Origin of the sequence: Streptomyces mutabilis (genome assembly GCF_014649815.1) — a bacterium.
GTDB lineage: Bacteria > Actinomycetota > Actinomycetes > Streptomycetales > Streptomycetaceae > Streptomyces > Streptomyces mutabilis.
Window position 1 is genome coordinate 1 of sequence record NZ_BMTT01000010.1, and the last position, 14,690, is coordinate 14,690.

Here is a 14,690-nt window from a genome sequence, read left to right on the forward strand (position 1 = left end):
CAACATCCTCGCGTCTCCAGAACCTTGACAACCCGCCCCAACCCCCAAACTTCACGGCCTTGGCACTAGCCCTGGTCCTCCCGCCCCTCCCGTTCCTTCTCCGCGAGATGGATCACGCACACCGTCAGCGCGATCAGCAGCGCCGGGTCCGCGTCGTCCCGTACGACGTCCAGGCCGTAGGTGTCCCGGAGGGTGAGCCACCGCCGGGAGGCGACGGCCAGCAGTTCGCCGTCGTACTCGATGGCGAACTCCCGGTCGAGGATCTTGCCGCTGACGTCCAGCTCGTTGCCGTCGGCCAGGGAGACCCGGTAGTGGTTGCGCAGCAGCGAGAGCCGTTTCCGCCTGATCCGCGCCAGTGGCTCGCCGTCCCGTTCGATCACCATCGTGTCGCGCAGCGCGAGCATCTTCTGGTGGATGTCGACGAGGACCCGCCCGCGGGTGTCCTTCAGCTCCCAGGTGTCCCGCAGCCGCATCGCCTTGCCGTCGACGAGGAACACCTTGTTGCCGTTGTCGTCCTCGATCCAGTAGTCGTCACCGAAGCCGAGGAGCCGGTCGTGCACGAGGAATCTCATGGCGAGATCGCTTCCCCGGCGTCCGTCGCGAAACGCCGTCGGTAGGCCGACGGGCTGAGTCCGATCTCGCGGCGCAGCCGCACCCGGAGGTTCGCGGCGGTGCCCAGGCCGCTGCGGGCCGCCACCACGTCCAGCCGCTCCTCCCCGAGCTCGATGAGCCTGCGCGCGAGGGTCACGCGCTCGGCCGTCAGCCAGGCGAGCGGCGTCGTCCCCAGCTGCGCCCGGAAACGCCGGTGCAGCGTCGCCGGTGACACCGCGGCGCGGTCCGCGAGATGCGTCACGGTCAGCGGCTCGTGCAGTCGCCCCTGCGCCCACTCCAGCAGCGGCGCCAGCGACAGGTCGGGTACATCGGGCACCGGCCGCTCCACGAACTGCCGCTGCCCGCCCTCCCGGTATGTGGCGAACACCAGCCGCCGGGAGACGGCGTTCGCGATCTCGGCGCCGTGGTCCGTGCGCCAGATGTGCAGTCCCAGGTCGAGTGCCGCCGCGCTGCCCGCGGCGGTGAGCACGTCGCCTTCGTCCACGAACAGCACGTCCGGTTCCAGCAGCACGCGCGGATGCAGCCGCCGGAAGGAGTCCGCCCACAACCAGTGCGTGGCGGCCCGCCGCCCGTCCAGGAGCCCCGCCTCGGCGAGCGCGAAGCTGCCGGTGCACAGGCTGACGATGCGTGCGCCACGCTCGTGCGCGCGCCGGACGGCGTCCAGGACGGCCGGGCCGCGCGGTACGACGTTGTCCGGCCGGCCGGGGACGACGAGCGTGTCGGCCCCGTCCGCGGCCTCCAGACCGGGCACGTCGGTGAGTGTGAAGAACCCGTGGTTCATCCGGATGTCGGTGGCCGGCCCGCACACCACCACCTCGTACAGCGGCCCGGTCAGCCCCAGTTCGGGGCGCGGCAGACCGAACAGCTCGGTGGCGCAGCCGACCTCGAACGGGTTGGTGCCCTCGTCGACGATCACTGCGACGCGGTGCGTGCGCGGGCGTTGAGAGGATCCTTGCGGCATGTGCGATTTCTAGCACTCGTCCGTCACAGGCGGCGGCGACACGATGGCGTCATGACACAGGAACCCGTCGCTCTCGCCGCCGCCCTCGCGTCCTTCGCCGAGCTGTGGAGCCCACGCATCGTCACCGCCGTCAACGACTACGACGTCCGTATCGCCAAGGTCGAGGGGGAGCACGTCTGGCACGTGCACGACCACACCGACGAGTTCTTCCTCGTCGTCGAGGGCGAACTGCACATCGCCCTGCGCGAAGCCGACGGGGAACGCACGGTCGTCCTGCCCGCGGGCTCGGTCTTCACCGTCCCGCGCGGCACGGAGCACAAGCCGTCCGCCCCCGTGCGCACCGCGATCCTGCTCCTCGAACCGACGGGGACGTCGACCGTGGGCGACCGGCACGACGAGGTGCCCGACCACGTGGACGCGACGACGGGGCACGCGCTGACGTGAAGCCGCGAGGGCGCGGGAGCCGTCCTGCTCCCGCGTCCCGGATCAGGCGCCGTAGCCGTTGTGGTACCCGTCCCGGGTGTGGGTGTGGGTGTGGGGCCGTTCCTCGACGACCGGGGTGGTCGGCGGCATCACGACGCGGCGGCGCCGGGCGATGCTGCTGAACGTCGCGACACCGATCAGGCCGACGATCATGAAGATGACACCGACCAGGTCGAGGTTGACGCCCTGCATGTCCCAGTCGGTCGCGAACGTGAGGATGGCTCCCACGGCGATGAGGATGATGCACCCGCCGAGGCCCATGAGTGTTGCCTCCCTGTCAGATCCGGTCGGTTCCGGGTTTCCGGTCGATCCGGTTCCGTGCGGGTACCCCCGGCCGGAACACACATGCGGGGCGCGGGTGTTCTTGCCGGGCAGGCCCGGGGCTCAGCCCTCCAGGAAGGCCACCAGCGCGTTCGCCAGCAGGTGCGGGTCGTCGGCGCCGCACAACTCCCGGGCGCTGTGCATCGAGAGGATCGCCGCGCCGATGTCGACGGTGCTGATGCCGTGCCGGGCCGCGGTGATGGGGCCGATGGTGGTGCCGCAGGGCATGGCGTTGTTGGACACGAAGGTCTGGAAGGGGACATCCGCCCTCTCGCAGGCGGCGGCGAACACCGCGCGGCCAGAACCGTCGGTGGCGTAGCGGTTGTTGACGTTGACCTTGAGGATGGGGCCGCCGTTGACGCGCGGGTGGTGCGTCGGGTCGTGCCGCTCCGCGTAGTTGGGGTGCACGGCGTGGCCGGTGTCGGACGACAGGCAGACCGTGCCGGCGAAGGCGCGGGCCCGGTCCTCGTAGGAGCCGCCGCGGGCGAACACCGAGCGTTCCAGGACGCTGCCGAGGAGCGGGCCGTCGGCGCCCGTGTCCGACTGGGAGCCGGTCTCCTCGTGGTCGAAGGCGGCCAGGACGGGGATGTACGACAGGTCGGCGCCGGAGGCCGACACGGCGGCCAGGGCGGCCGTACCGGCGTGCACGGACAGGAGGTTGTCCATGCGCGGGCCGGCCACCAGCTCCCGGTCGCGGCCCAGGTACGCCGGGGCCTCCACGGAGTGGGTCATCAGGTCCCAGCCGGTGACCTCGCCGCGGGCGAGGCCCGTCTCCTCCTCCAGGAAGGCGATCAGGTCGCCGTCGCGGACGGGGTCGCCGAGGCCCCAGACGGGCTGGAGGTGGCGCTGCTTGTCGAGCTTGAGGCCCTCCGCCGAGACGTTGCGGTCCATGTGGATGGCGAGCTGGGGGACGCGCAGCAGCGGGCGGTCGACGTTGACCAGGCGGGTCGAGCCGTCGCGCAGGGTGAGGCGGCCGGCCAGGCCCAGGTCGCGGTCGAGCCAGGAGTTCATCAGCGGTCCGCCGTAGATCTCCACGGCGACCTGGCGCCAGCCGTGCGCGCCGGTGTCCGGGCGGGGCTTCACGCGCAGGTTGGGGGAGTCGGTGTGTGCGCCGACGATGCGGAACGGGGTGTGCGGCTCGGCACCCTCGGGGACGTACCACGCCACGATCGCGCCGCCGCGCAGCACGTACTTGCCGCCCGCCGTCCCCTCCCAGGCGTCCGTCTCCGCGACCTGCCGGAAGCCCGCCTTCTCCAGCCGTTCGGCGGCGTTCGCGACGGCGTGGTACGGCGTCGGGCTCGCCGCCAGGAAGGACATGAGGTCGTCGGTGTGGCCGCGGTCGAAGCGGGAGGGTGCGCTCATGGGTTCACCTTAACGACGTGCGAGGGCCCGCTTCCCGCGGAGCGGGAGCGGGCCCTCGTCAGGGTGTGTGGAATTGGTGGAGGGGCCGGGCCGGTCCTAGAAGGCGGCCTCGTCCAGCTCCATCAGGTCCAGCTCGACGCCCTGGGCGACCTTGCGGGCCAGGGTGAGGCCGGGCAGGACGTTCGCGGCGAAGAACTTCGCCGCCGCGATCTTGCCGGTGTAGAACGCCTTGTCCTTGGCGGAGGCCGTCGGCAGCTTCTCGGCGGCGATGGCGGCGCCCTTGAGGAGCAGGTAGCCGACGATCACGTCACCGGAGGCCAGCAGGAGGCGGGTGGTGTTGAGGCCCACCTTGTAGATGTTCTTGACGTCCTGCTCGGTGGCGGCGAGGTCGGTCAGCATGACGCCGACGATGGCTTCCAGCTCGACGGCGGCCTTGGCCAGGTGCTCGCGGGCGCCGGACAGCTCCTCGCCGCCGGTGCCGAGGGCGAGGAACTTCTTGATGTCCTCGGCGAGCGAGTTCAGCGCGGCGCCCTGGTTGCGGACGATCTTCCGGAAGAAGTAGTCCTGGCCCTGGATCGCCGTGGTGCCCTCGTACAGGGTGTCGATCTTGGCGTCGCGGATGTACTGCTCGATCGGGTACTCCTGGAGGAACCCGGAGCCGCCGAAGGTCTGGAGCGACTGCGCGAGCTGCTCGTAGGCCTTCTCCGAGCCGTAGCCCTTGACGATCGGCAGGAGCAGGTCGTTGAGGGCGTGCTCGGTCGAGGCGTCCTCGCCGTTCGCCTCCTTGATCTGGATCTCGTCCTGGACCGAGGCGGTGTACATCACCAGCGCGCGCATGCCCTCGGCGTACGCCTTCTGCGTCATCAGGGAGCGGCGGACGTCCGGGTGGTGCGTGATGGTGACCTTGGGGGCCGTCTTGTCCATGAAGTTGGCCAGGTCGGGGCCCTGGACGCGCTCCTTGGCGTACTCCAGGGCGTTGAGGTAGCCCGTGGAGAGGGTGGAGATCGCCTTCGTGCCGACCATCATGCGGGCGAACTCGATGATGCGGAACATCTGGCGGATGCCGTCGTGCTTGTCGCCGATCAGCCAGCCCTTGGCGGGGTGGCGGTCGCCGAAGGTCATCTCGCAGGTGTTGGAGGCCTTCAGGCCCATCTTGTGCTCGACGTTGGTGGCGTAGACGCCGTTGCGCTCGCCCAGCTCGCCGGTCTCGAAGTCGAACTCGTACTTCGGGACGAGGAAGAGGGACAGGCCCTTGGTGCCGGGGCCGGCGCCCTCGGGGCGGGCGAGGACGTAGTGGAGGATGTTCTCCGACATGTCGTGCTCGCCGGACGTGATGAAGCGCTTCACGCCCTCGATGTGCCAGGAGCCGTCCTCCTGCTGCACGGCCTTGGTGCGGCCGGCGCCCACGTCCGAGCCGGCGTCCGGCTCGGTGAGGACCATGGTGGAGCCCCACTGCTTGTCGACGGCGATCTTGGCGATGTGCTTCTGGACCTCGTTGCCCTCCTCGAAGAGGATGCCCGCGAACGCCGGACCGGAGGAGTACATCCACACGGCCGGGTTGGCGCCGAGGATCAGCTCCGCGTAGGCCCAGATCAGGGAGCGCGGCGAGGTGGTGCCGCCGATCTCCTCGGGCAGGCCCAGGCGCCAGTACTCGGAGTCCATGAAGGCCTGGTAGCTCTTCTTGAAGGAGGCCGGGACCGGCGCGGTGTTGGTTTCCGGGTCGAAGACCGGCGGGTTGCGGTCGGCGTCGGCGAAGGACTCGGCCAGCTCGTTCTCCGAGAGGCGGGTCAGCTCCTCCAGGACGCTCCTGGCGGTGTCCGTGTCCATCTCCGCGAACGGGCCGGTGCCGTACACCTTGTCACGGCCGAGCACCTCGAAGAGGTTGAACTCGATGTCCCGGAGATTCGGCTTGTAGTGCCCCATGGCGACGGCTCCGTTGAGAGATCGGCGAGGCACTGACTCCTCGCATCTGTACACATACCGACTGCACGTACCGAGCAGTAGCTACGATGATGCTACCCGTCGGTAATAAGAAGCAACCCCGAGCGGGCCATCTGTGACTCGTCACTCGTTACTCTTTGTCGCATGTACGGCTACGACCAGACCGCTGGCCAACAGCAGCAGCAGTACGCCCCGCCGCAGCAGCCGATGTCCGGTGGGTACGGGCAGCAGCCGCCGCTGTACCCCGAGCCGTCCCCGCCCTCGCTCGCGGACGCGGTGCGCGCCTTCACCACCGGCCAGATGTCCGCCGAGGACTTCCAGCAGATCTTCGCCACCTCGAAGGTCTACTGCCCCCGCGGCGACAACCCCGGCTTCCTCGCGCTGCACAACACCCAGCAGCCGGTGATCCCGATGTTCACCGGCCTCAAGGAGCTGCGCCGGTACGCGGGCAAGGAGTCCAAGTACTTCGTGATCACCGGCGCGGAGGTGATCGACCTCCTGCCGACCGGCTACGGCTTCGTGCTGGACATGGAGGGCGAGCACCGGATGGTGTTCGACGCCAAGGCCGTGGAGCAGATGGTCGACTTCGCGATGCGCAGGATGTACGGCTAGACGCCGCTGCCGCGCGGACGGCTGACCGGTGACGGCGAAGCCCGTGGGCCCGGAGGGAATGCCCTCCGGGCTTTCTCGGTTCTGGGTGGCAAGAAGTTCAACGCTCAACTAAAGTGGGGCGCACGCCGCCCGAGGAGGATCGACGGGATCTTCGACCACCAGGACTCCAACGGCGGTGGCGGCACCATCACCAACGGCGACACCCAGTGGATGACGGCCGGTTCCGGCCTCCTCCACATCGAGGCGCCGCCGGAGCAGCTCGTCATGTCCGGCGGTCTCTTCCACGGCCTCCAGCTGTGGGTGAACCTCCCGGCCAAGGACAAGATGATGGCCCCCCGGTACCAGGACATCCGCAGCGGCAGCGTCCAGCTGCTCACTTCCCCCGACGGCGGCGCGCTGCTGCGTGTCATCGCCGGTGAGCTGGACGGCCACGAGGGCCCCGGCATCACCCACACGCCGATCACGATGGTCCACGCGACGCTCGCGCCCGGCGCCGAGGTCACCCTGCCCTGGCAGGAGGATTTCAACGGCCTGGCGTACGTGATGGCCGGACGCGGATCGGTGGGCGCCGAGCGGCGTCCGATCCACCTGGGCCAGACGGCGGTCTTCGGCGCCGGCGGTTCGCTGACCGTCCGCGCGGACGAGAAGCAGGACTCGCACACGCCCGACCTGGAGGTCGTGCTGCTGGGAGGCCGGCCGATCAGGGAGCCCATGGCCCACTACGGCCCGTTCGTCATGAACACCAAGGACGAGCTGATGCAGGCCTTCGAGGACTTCCAGAAGGGCCGGCTGGGGACCGTTCCCGCCGTGCACGGCATGTCGGAGGCGGGGCCGGAGGCCTGACACGCCGACGCCGGTGACGCGTCACCCGGGCGGGTCGTCCGCGCAGGACAGCCCGCCCGGTGCGTGATCGGCTGGGGGAGTGCAGCTGCTTCCCGCCCCGGTGCGTCGGTTCGCCGCCTGGTGCGCCGTCATCCTGCTCGCCAGCGGCGTCGTCTACGTGGCGATCCGGCTCTGCGTCGAGTTCCGCACCGCGGTGACCCCGGCGCTGCTCGCGCTGCTCGGCACCGCGCTGCTCAGGCCGCTGCACCGGCGGATGGTGAAGGCCCACGTGCAGCGGTCGCTGGCGGCCGGGCTCACCTGCGTCGCCGTCGTGGCCGTGGTCGGCGGGGCCGTGTACATCGTGGTGTCCGCGCTCATCGAGACCGGGGACCAGATCATCGCCTCGCTGCGGACCGCGGCGCAGGACATCGCCGACCACTTCGGGGCGGCCGGGACCTCGCTGGACGACATCGCCTCCAACGCGCGCGGGCTGCTGGGCAGGTTCGGGGGCACCGCCGCCTCCGGAGTGGTCACCGGGATCAGCGTCGTCGGGGAGATGCTGGCCATGGCCGTGCTCGCCCTGCTGCTCGTCTTCTTCTTCCTGCGCGACTCCGACCGGGCCGTCGGCACGGTGCGTTCCGTCGCCCCGCCCGGCGGTGCCGACACGGTCGAGGCGATGGCCCGGCGGGCCTTCGGGGCCGTCGAGGGCTTCATGCGGGGCACCACCCTCATCGCCCTGATCGACGCCGTCTGCATCACGGTCGGGCTGCTGATCCTGCGAGTGCCCGGTGCGGTCGGGCTCGGCGCGCTGGTCTTCGTCGGCGCCTACATCCCCTACCTCGGCGCTTTCATCTCCGGCGCCGTCGCCGTGCTGGTCGCGCTGGCCGACCGGGGATTCGTCATCGCACTGTGGGCCCTCGGGGTGGTGCTGGCCGTGCAGGTGCTGGAGGGGCACGTGCTCCAGCCGATGGTCCAGAGCCGGACCGTGCACATGCATCCCGTGATCGTGCTCCTGGCGCTCACCGCGGGGGCCTCGGTGGCGGGCATCCTGGGGATGCTGCTCGCCGTCCCGCTGACCGCGGCGGCGTTCGGAATCGTGCACGAACTTCAGGGGCGTTACGCGGCGTCGGCGCCGTCCTCCGGGCCGCCGCCGCGGCCGGCCTCCGGGCCCGTGGACTCGTAGACCTCGTACCAGATGCTCTTGCCGGCGCCGCGCGGGGCGACGCCCCACTCGTCGGCGAGCAGCTCGATCAGCATCAGGCCGCGTCCCGAGGAGGCCATCTCGCCGGGCCGGCGCTTGTGCGGCAGGTCGTCGCCGGTGTCGGTGACCTCCACCCGGATGCGGCGCTCGCCAGGCTCCCCGGTGACTTCGGCGACCAGCAGGGCGTCGGCGTCGGTGTGGACCAGGACGTTCGTCAGCATCTCGGAGAGCAGGAGCACCGCGGCGTCCAGCTGGTCCTCGCTGGGCCAGTCGTGCAGGAGGTCACGCAGGTGCCGCCGGGCGGTGGCGATCCGCTCCGGCTCGGCCTGGGCGACCGTCAGCATCGTGCGGCGCACCGGCGTCCGGATGACGTGGCTGTCGCCGCAGCCGCACCCCTCGCCCTGGCGGCAGAGCAGGAGCAGGGCGATGTCGTCCTCCCGCCGGTCGACCAGGGGGCCGGTGGTGTGGTGCGAGGAGGGCCCGTGCACGGCCTGGACCAGCGCGTCGGCCAGCTCCTCCAGATCGCCTTCGTGCTGCTCCAGGATGACGCGGAGGCGGTCCCAGCCGGTGTGCAGGTCGTGGCCGCCGGTCTCGACCAGGCCGTCCGTGCACAGCATCAGGGTGTCCCCGGGCTCCAGGGCCAGCCGGGTGGTCGGGTAGTCGGAGTCCGGGTCGATGCCCAGCGGCAGCCCGCCCGCCGTGGCCCGGATCAGCGCCGTTCCGTCCGCCATCCGGACGACGGGGTCGAGATGTCCGGCGCGGGCGCTCTCCACGGTGCCGGTCGCCGGGTCCACCTCGGCGTAGTAGCAGGTCGCGAAGCGGGTGTCGCCGGGGTCGTCCTCGGAGGAGGTGAGGCCGTGCAGGAAGTGGGAGGCGCGGGCGAGCACCGCGTCGGGACGGTGCCCCTCGGCGGCGTAGGCGCGCAGGGCGATGCGCAACTGGCCCATCAGACCGGCCGCGCGCACGTCGTGTCCCTGTACGTCGCCGATGACCAGGGCGAAGCGGCCCGCGGGCAGCGGGATCATGTCGTACCAGTCGCCGCCGACCTGGAGGCCGCCGCCGGTGGGGACGTAGCGGGCGGCGATGCCCATGCCGGGGATCTCCGGGCCGAGCACGGGCAGCATGCTGCGCTGCAGTCCGTCGGTCAGTTCCCGCTGGGTCTCGGCGGCGCCCGCCCGGGACAGGGCCTGCGCCAGCATCCGCGCCACGGTGGTCAGCACCGAGCGCTCGTCCGGCGTGAACGCCACCGGGTAGGCGAAGGCCGCCATCCACGCGCCCATCGGGCGGCCCGCCACCGTCAGCGGCAGGAAGGCCCAGGAGCGGCGGCCGTAGCGCTCGGCCAGCGGCCAGGTGAGGGGGTAGCGGGAGCGGTACTGCTCGGGGGAGGAGAGGTAGACGGCGCGGCCGGTACGGACCACCTCGGCGGCCGGGTAGTCCGTGTCCAGGGGCATGTTCACGAACGGGTTCATGTCGTTGTGCGGCTGCCCGTGGTGGCCGATGACCGTCAGACGGTCGCCCGAGACGCCGAAGACCGCGAGCCCGTCCGGTGAGAACCCCGGCATCGCCAGGCCCGCCGCCACGCGCAGCACCTCCGCCGTGGACCGTGCCTCGGCCAGCGCCCGGCCCGCGTCCAGCAGGAACGCCTCCCGCGAGCGGCGCCACTCACCGGTGACCGCGCTGCGCCCGGCGGGCGTGCCCGGCGTGGGCTCGGCGACCTCCTGGAGGGTGCCGGTCAGCTCGTACGTCTTGTGCACGGGGTCGAACGACGGCTTGGAGCGGCTGCGCACGATTCGGACGATGTGGCCCCGCTCGTCCATGATCCGCACGCGTACCTCGGCGAGGGTGCCCTCAAGGACGGCGAGCCGGACCACTCCGGTGATCTCGTTCCAGTCCACGGGGTGCAGCCGGGACCGTACCTGGGCCTCGGTGAGCCGGGCGCGCTCGGCGGGCAGCCCGAGCAACCGGGCCGCCTCCGCGTCGACCGTGACCTCGCCGGTGGCGGTGCTCCAGTGCCACAGGCCGGTCGCGAGAGCGGCAAGGACGTCCCCCACCTCGGGCAGGGGCTCACCAGTGCGCATTGCCCCACTTTAAGAAGAGGTGATCGGTCGCTGCCACCGCTCGTCCCGGCGGCGACCGGGCCCGGAGGGGGCCGGGCGGGGGCTCGCGGGCGGTCGGCGGGAGCCGACGGGAGTCAATGGGGAGGATTACAGCGGTGGCCGCCCGGTACGCTGGGGTTGTTTCACGTGAAACGCGAAACACCACTCCCGATCCGCGAAGGCTGGATGAACGACGATGCATCGGTACAGGTCCCACACCTGCGGCGAGCTCCGCTCCTCTGACGTCGGCACCGACGTCCGACTGAGTGGCTGGCTGCACAATCGGCGCGACCTGGGCGGCATCCTCTTCATCGATCTGCGCGATCACTACGGCATCACGCAGCTGGTCGCCCGTCCGGGTACGGAGGCGTACCAGGCGCTCGACAAGCTGACCAAGGAGTCGACCGTTCGGATCGACGGCAAGGTCGTCTCCCGCGGCGCCGACAACATCAACCCCGACCTGCCGACCGGTGAGGTCGAGGTCGAGGTGGGCGAGGTCGAGCTGCTCGGCGCCGCCCAGCCGCTGCCCTTCACCATCAACACGGAGGACGGGGTCAACGAGGAGCGGCGCCTGGAGTACCGCTTCCTGGACCTGCGCCGCGAGCGCATGCACCGCAACATCATGCTGCGCACGTCGGTCATCTCCGCCATCCGCCACAAGATGGTGGCCCTGGGCTTCAATGAGATGGCGACGCCCATCCTCACCGCGACCTCCCCCGAGGGCGCCCGCGACTTCGTCGTGCCCTCCCGCCTCCACGCGGGCCGGTTCTACGCCCTCCCGCAGGCGCCGCAGCAGTTCAAGCAGCTGCTGATGATCTCCGGCTTCGACCGCTACTTCCAGATCGCGCCCTGCTTCCGCGACGAGGACGCCCGCGCCGACCGCTCGCCGGGCGAGTTCTACCAGCTCGACGTCGAGATGAGCTTCGTCGAGCAGGAGGACGTCTTCCGTCCGATCGAGCAGCTGATGACGGAGCTGTTCACCGAGTTCGGCGGCGGCCGCGAGGTCACGTCCCCGTTCCCGCGCATCCCGTTCCGCGAGGCGATGCTGAAGTACGGCTCCGACAAGCCGGACCTGCGCGCCAAGCTGGAGCTCGTCGACATCACCGACATCTTCGAGGGTTCGGAGTTCAAGGCGTTCGCCGGCAAGCACGTGCGCGCGCTGCCCGTCCCGGACGTATCGGCGCAGCCCCGCAAGTTCTTCGACCAGCTCGGTGACTACGCCGTCTCGCAGGGCGCCAAGGGCCTGGCCTGGGTCCGCGTCGGCGAGGACGGCACGCTGTCCGGCCCGATCGCGAAGTTCCTCACCGAGGAGAACGTCGCGGAGCTGACCAAGCGACTCGCCCTGGCCCCCGGCCACGCGGTGTTCTTCGGCGCGGGCGAATTCGACGAGGTCTCCAAGATCATGGGCGCGGTGCGGGTCGAGGCCGCCCAGCGTGCCGGGCACTTCGAGGAGAACGTCTTCCGATTCTGTTGGATCGTGGATTTCCCGATGTACGAGAAGGACGAGGAGACGGGGAAGATCGACTTCTCCCACAACCCCTTCTCGATGCCCCAGGGCGGCATGGACGCCCTGGAGAACCAGGACCCGCTGGACATCCTCGCCTGGCAGTACGACATCGTCTGCAACGGCGTCGAGCTGTCCTCCGGCGCCATCCGGAACCACGAGCCGGACATCATGCTCAAGGCCTTCGAGATCGCGGGCTACGACGCGGAGACCGTCGAGCGCGAGTTCGCCGGCATGCTGCGCGCGTTCCGCTTCGGCGCCCCGCCGCACGGCGGCATCGCCCCGGGCGTCGACCGCATCGTCATGCTGCTGGCCGACGAGCCCAACATCCGTGAGACCATCGCCTTCCCGCTCAACGGCAACGCCCAGGACCTGATGATGGGCGCGCCGACCGAGCTGGACGAGACCCGGCTGAGGGAGCTGCACCTGACGGTGCGCAAGCCGCAGCCGAAGTAGGCCGAGGCAGGTCACGAGGGGCCCGGGGACCGATTCGATCGGATCCCGGGCCCCTTCGCCGTGGGGCAGCGGTCATGTGGCAGCGGTCATGGCACGACCGCCCGGCTTCTCCCGCGGCTCCGGGTTCAGGCGCCCGCTGCCGGGGTCTCGGTTCCGGGAGCGTCCTCGGACGAGGAACGTTCGCTCCGGCGCGAGTGTCCGCGTCAGCGGGCCACGAACTGCGTCAGGATCGCCTGGACCTCGTAGATGTCGACGCCCTTGGTGAAGGTCTTCTCGATCGGGGCCGGGGTGCCGGAGAGCCAGATCTTCAGCTCCGCGTCGAGGTCGAAGTGGCCGGCCGTCTCGACCGAGAAATGCGTGATGCTGCGGTACGGGACCGAGTGGTACTCCGTCTTCTTGCCGGTGATGCCCTGCTTGTCGACCAGGATCAGACGCCGGTCGGTGAACAGGATGGTGTCGCGGATCAGCAGGTAGGAGGCGTGTATCTGCTCGCCGTGGCCGAGCAGCCGCGCGTACTCCTGCTGAGCCTGCGTCGGGTCCATGCGGTGCGCGTTGCCGAACAGTGCCATGGATCGGTCCCCCGGGTGAGTTTGCCGTGGGTCCGATCCTCGCAAAGAGCGGGGCCCGGGCGGAAGCTCAGCTCCTCCCGGGCCCCGCCCTGTAGCGAGCGCGTTACGCGGTCGGCTTCTCCTCGAGACGAGGGAACAGCACCGCGCCCTTGGTGACCGTCGAACCGGCAGGCAGCCGGCCCCAGTCCGCCGCGTCCTGGACCTTCTGGTCCGCGAGGGCGCCGAGGGAGGGCTCGGCGCCGAGCGAGTCCCACAGCTTCTGGGAGGTGTCCGGCATGACCGGGTTGAGGAGGACCGCCACCGCGCGGAGGGACTCCGCGGCCGTGTAGAGGATCGTCGCCAGACGGGCCTTGCCCTCCGGCGAGTCGTCCTTGGCGACCTTCCAGGGCTCCTGCTCGGTGATGTAACCGTTGACCTGCTTGACGAAGTCGAATACCGCCAGGATGCCGCCCTGGAAGTCCAGCTCCTCGCCGATCTTCCGGTCGGCCTCCGCGACCGCCTTGGTCAGGCCGTCGTGGATCGCCCGCTCCGCGTCGCCGTCGGCGGTCGCGGCCGGCAGCTCGCCGCCGAAGTACTTGTTGACCATGGCCGCCACACGGGAGGCGAGGTTGCCGTAGTCATTGGCCAGCTCGCTGGTGTAGCGGGCGGAGAAGTCCTCCCAGGAGAAGCTGCCGTCCTGGCCGAACGCGATCGCGCGCAGGAAGTACCAGCGGTACGCGTCCACGCCGAAGTGCGAGGTCAGGTCCTGCGGCTTGATGCCGGTCAGGTTGGACTTCGACATCTTCTCGCCGCCGACCATCAGCCAGCCGTTCGCGGCGATCCTGCCGGGCAGGGGCAGGCCCTGCGCCATCAGCATCGCGGGCCAGATGATCGCGTGGAAGCGGAGGATGTCCTTGCCGACCAGGTGGACGTCGGCCGGGAAGGTGGCCTCGAACTTCTCCGGGTTCTCGTTGTAGCCGACCGCCGTGGCGTAGTTCAGCAGCGCGTCGACCCACACGTAGATCACGTGCTTCTCGTCCCACGGGACCGGCACGCCCCAGTCGAACGTCGAGCGGGAGATGGAGAGGTCCTGCAGGCCCTGGCGGACGAAGTTCACGACCTCGTTGCGCGCGGACTCCGGCTGGATGAAGCCCGGGTTGGCCTCGTAGTGGGCGAGCAGCTTCTCGCTGTACTCGCTCAGCTTGAAGAAGTAGTTCTCCTCGCTGAGGATCTCCACCGGCTTCTTGTGGATCGGGCACAGCTTCTGGCCCGCGTACTCGCCCTCGCCGTCGAGCAGCTCGCCGGGGAGCTTGTACTCCTCGCAGCCCACGCAGTACGGGCCCTCGTAGCCGCCCTTGTAGATCTCGCCCTTGTCGTACAGGTCCTGCACGAACTCCTGGACGCGGTCGGTGTGCCGCTTCTGCGTGGTGCGGATGAAATCGTCGTTCGCGATGTCGAGGTGCTCCCAGAGGGGCTTCCAGGACTCCGTGACGAGCTTGTCGGCCCAGGCCTGCGGGGTGACCCCGTTGGCCTCGGCCGTGCGCATGATCTTCTGACCGTGCTCGTCCGTGCCGGTGAGGTACCACACCTTCTCGCCGCGCTGGCGGTGCCAGCGGGTGAGCACGTCGCCTGCGACGGTCGTGTAGGCGTGGCCCAGGTGAGGAGCGTCGTTGACGTAGTAGATGGGGGTCGAGACGTAGTACGCCTTCGCCCCCTGCTTCTCGGTTCCAGTGGCCGCCATGGGCGAAATCCTACTGGTCCGGTGGGGATC

The 14,690-nt window shown here is 70.2% G+C and carries 12 protein-coding genes and 1 pseudogene; 5 read left to right on the forward strand and 8 right to left on the reverse strand.

All coding sequences use genetic code 11. The features are described from left to right. Positions 1-65: 65 nt before the first annotated feature. Both IE142_RS20550 and IE142_RS20555 read right to left on the reverse strand, forming a co-directional pair. The gene (locus IE142_RS20550) at positions 66-572 is read right to left on the reverse strand and encodes an LURP-one-related/scramblase family protein (protein ID WP_191887112.1); all 507 of its coding nucleotides are present in this window, start codon (positions 570-572) and stop codon (positions 66-68) included. After that, on the reverse strand, positions 569-1,573 hold the full coding sequence (locus tag IE142_RS20555; protein WP_191887113.1) for a helix-turn-helix domain-containing protein: 1,005 nt from the start codon (positions 1,571-1,573) through the stop codon (positions 569-571). The genes IE142_RS20550 and IE142_RS20555 overlap by 4 nt, the downstream gene beginning before the upstream one ends. A gap of 51 nt (positions 1,574-1,624) precedes the next feature. Between IE142_RS20555 and IE142_RS20560 the strand changes: the two genes are divergently transcribed. Beyond that, positions 1,625-2,017, forward strand: coding sequence for a cupin domain-containing protein (locus tag IE142_RS20560; protein ID WP_191887114.1), 393 nt, complete (start codon positions 1,625-1,627; stop codon positions 2,015-2,017). 42 nt (positions 2,018-2,059) lie between these two features. Here IE142_RS20560 and IE142_RS20565 read toward each other — a convergent pair whose 3' ends face one another. The 3 genes from IE142_RS20565 to IE142_RS20575 form a co-directional block, all read right to left on the reverse strand. After that, complete coding sequence (locus tag IE142_RS20565; protein ID WP_191887115.1) at positions 2,060-2,317, reverse strand: DUF6458 family protein; 258 nt, start codon at positions 2,315-2,317, stop codon at positions 2,060-2,062. A gap of 123 nt (positions 2,318-2,440) precedes the next feature. Then, entirely contained in the window at positions 2,441-3,739 is a 1,299-nt protein-coding gene (locus IE142_RS20570; protein ID WP_191887116.1) for a M18 family aminopeptidase, read from the reverse strand. A 96-nt stretch (positions 3,740-3,835) separates the two neighbouring features. Beyond that, entirely contained in the window at positions 3,836-5,662 is a 1,827-nt protein-coding gene (locus tag IE142_RS20575; protein WP_191887117.1) for an acyl-CoA dehydrogenase, read from the reverse strand. Positions 5,663-5,824: 162 nt separating this feature from the next. On the opposite strand from IE142_RS20575, the gene IE142_RS20580 reads away from it, so the two are divergent. From IE142_RS20580 to IE142_RS20590, 3 genes and pseudogenes are all read left to right on the forward strand, one after another. Continuing rightward, positions 5,825-6,292: an SseB family protein gene (locus tag IE142_RS20580; RefSeq protein ID WP_107477858.1), complete on the forward strand. Its 468-nt coding sequence runs from the start codon at positions 5,825-5,827 to the stop codon at positions 6,290-6,292. 138 nt (positions 6,293-6,430) lie between these two features. After that, positions 6,431-7,135 (forward strand): annotated as a pseudogene (locus IE142_RS20585) (pirin family protein); the annotation flags it as partial. Positions 7,136-7,214: 79 nt separating this feature from the next. After that, positions 7,215-8,297 carry an AI-2E family transporter gene (locus IE142_RS20590; RefSeq protein ID WP_191887118.1) on the forward strand — a complete coding sequence of 361 codons (1,083 nt, stop codon included), beginning with the start codon at positions 7,215-7,217 and terminating at the stop codon, positions 8,295-8,297. Here the strand turns inward: IE142_RS20590 and IE142_RS20595 are convergent. Then, complete coding sequence (locus IE142_RS20595) at positions 8,231-10,393, reverse strand: SpoIIE family protein phosphatase (RefSeq protein ID WP_191887119.1); 2,163 nt, start codon at positions 10,391-10,393, stop codon at positions 8,231-8,233. The genes IE142_RS20590 and IE142_RS20595 overlap by 67 nt on opposite strands. Positions 10,394-10,607: 214 nt before the next feature. Between IE142_RS20595 and aspS the strand changes: the two genes are divergently transcribed. Further along, the gene (gene aspS / locus IE142_RS20600) at positions 10,608-12,371 is read left to right on the forward strand and encodes an aspartate--tRNA ligase (RefSeq protein WP_191887120.1); all 1,764 of its coding nucleotides are present in this window, start codon (positions 10,608-10,610) and stop codon (positions 12,369-12,371) included. A 203-nt stretch (positions 12,372-12,574) separates the two neighbouring features. Here aspS and IE142_RS20605 read toward each other — a convergent pair whose 3' ends face one another. After that, on the reverse strand, positions 12,575-12,940 hold the full coding sequence (locus IE142_RS20605) for a PH domain-containing protein (RefSeq protein WP_043371442.1): 366 nt from the start codon (positions 12,938-12,940) through the stop codon (positions 12,575-12,577). Between the two features lie 103 nt (positions 12,941-13,043). Continuing rightward, positions 13,044-14,660 carry a methionine--tRNA ligase gene (gene metG, locus IE142_RS20610; RefSeq protein WP_191887121.1) on the reverse strand — a complete coding sequence of 539 codons (1,617 nt, stop codon included), beginning with the start codon at positions 14,658-14,660 and terminating at the stop codon, positions 13,044-13,046. Positions 14,661-14,690 lie beyond the last annotated feature (30 nt).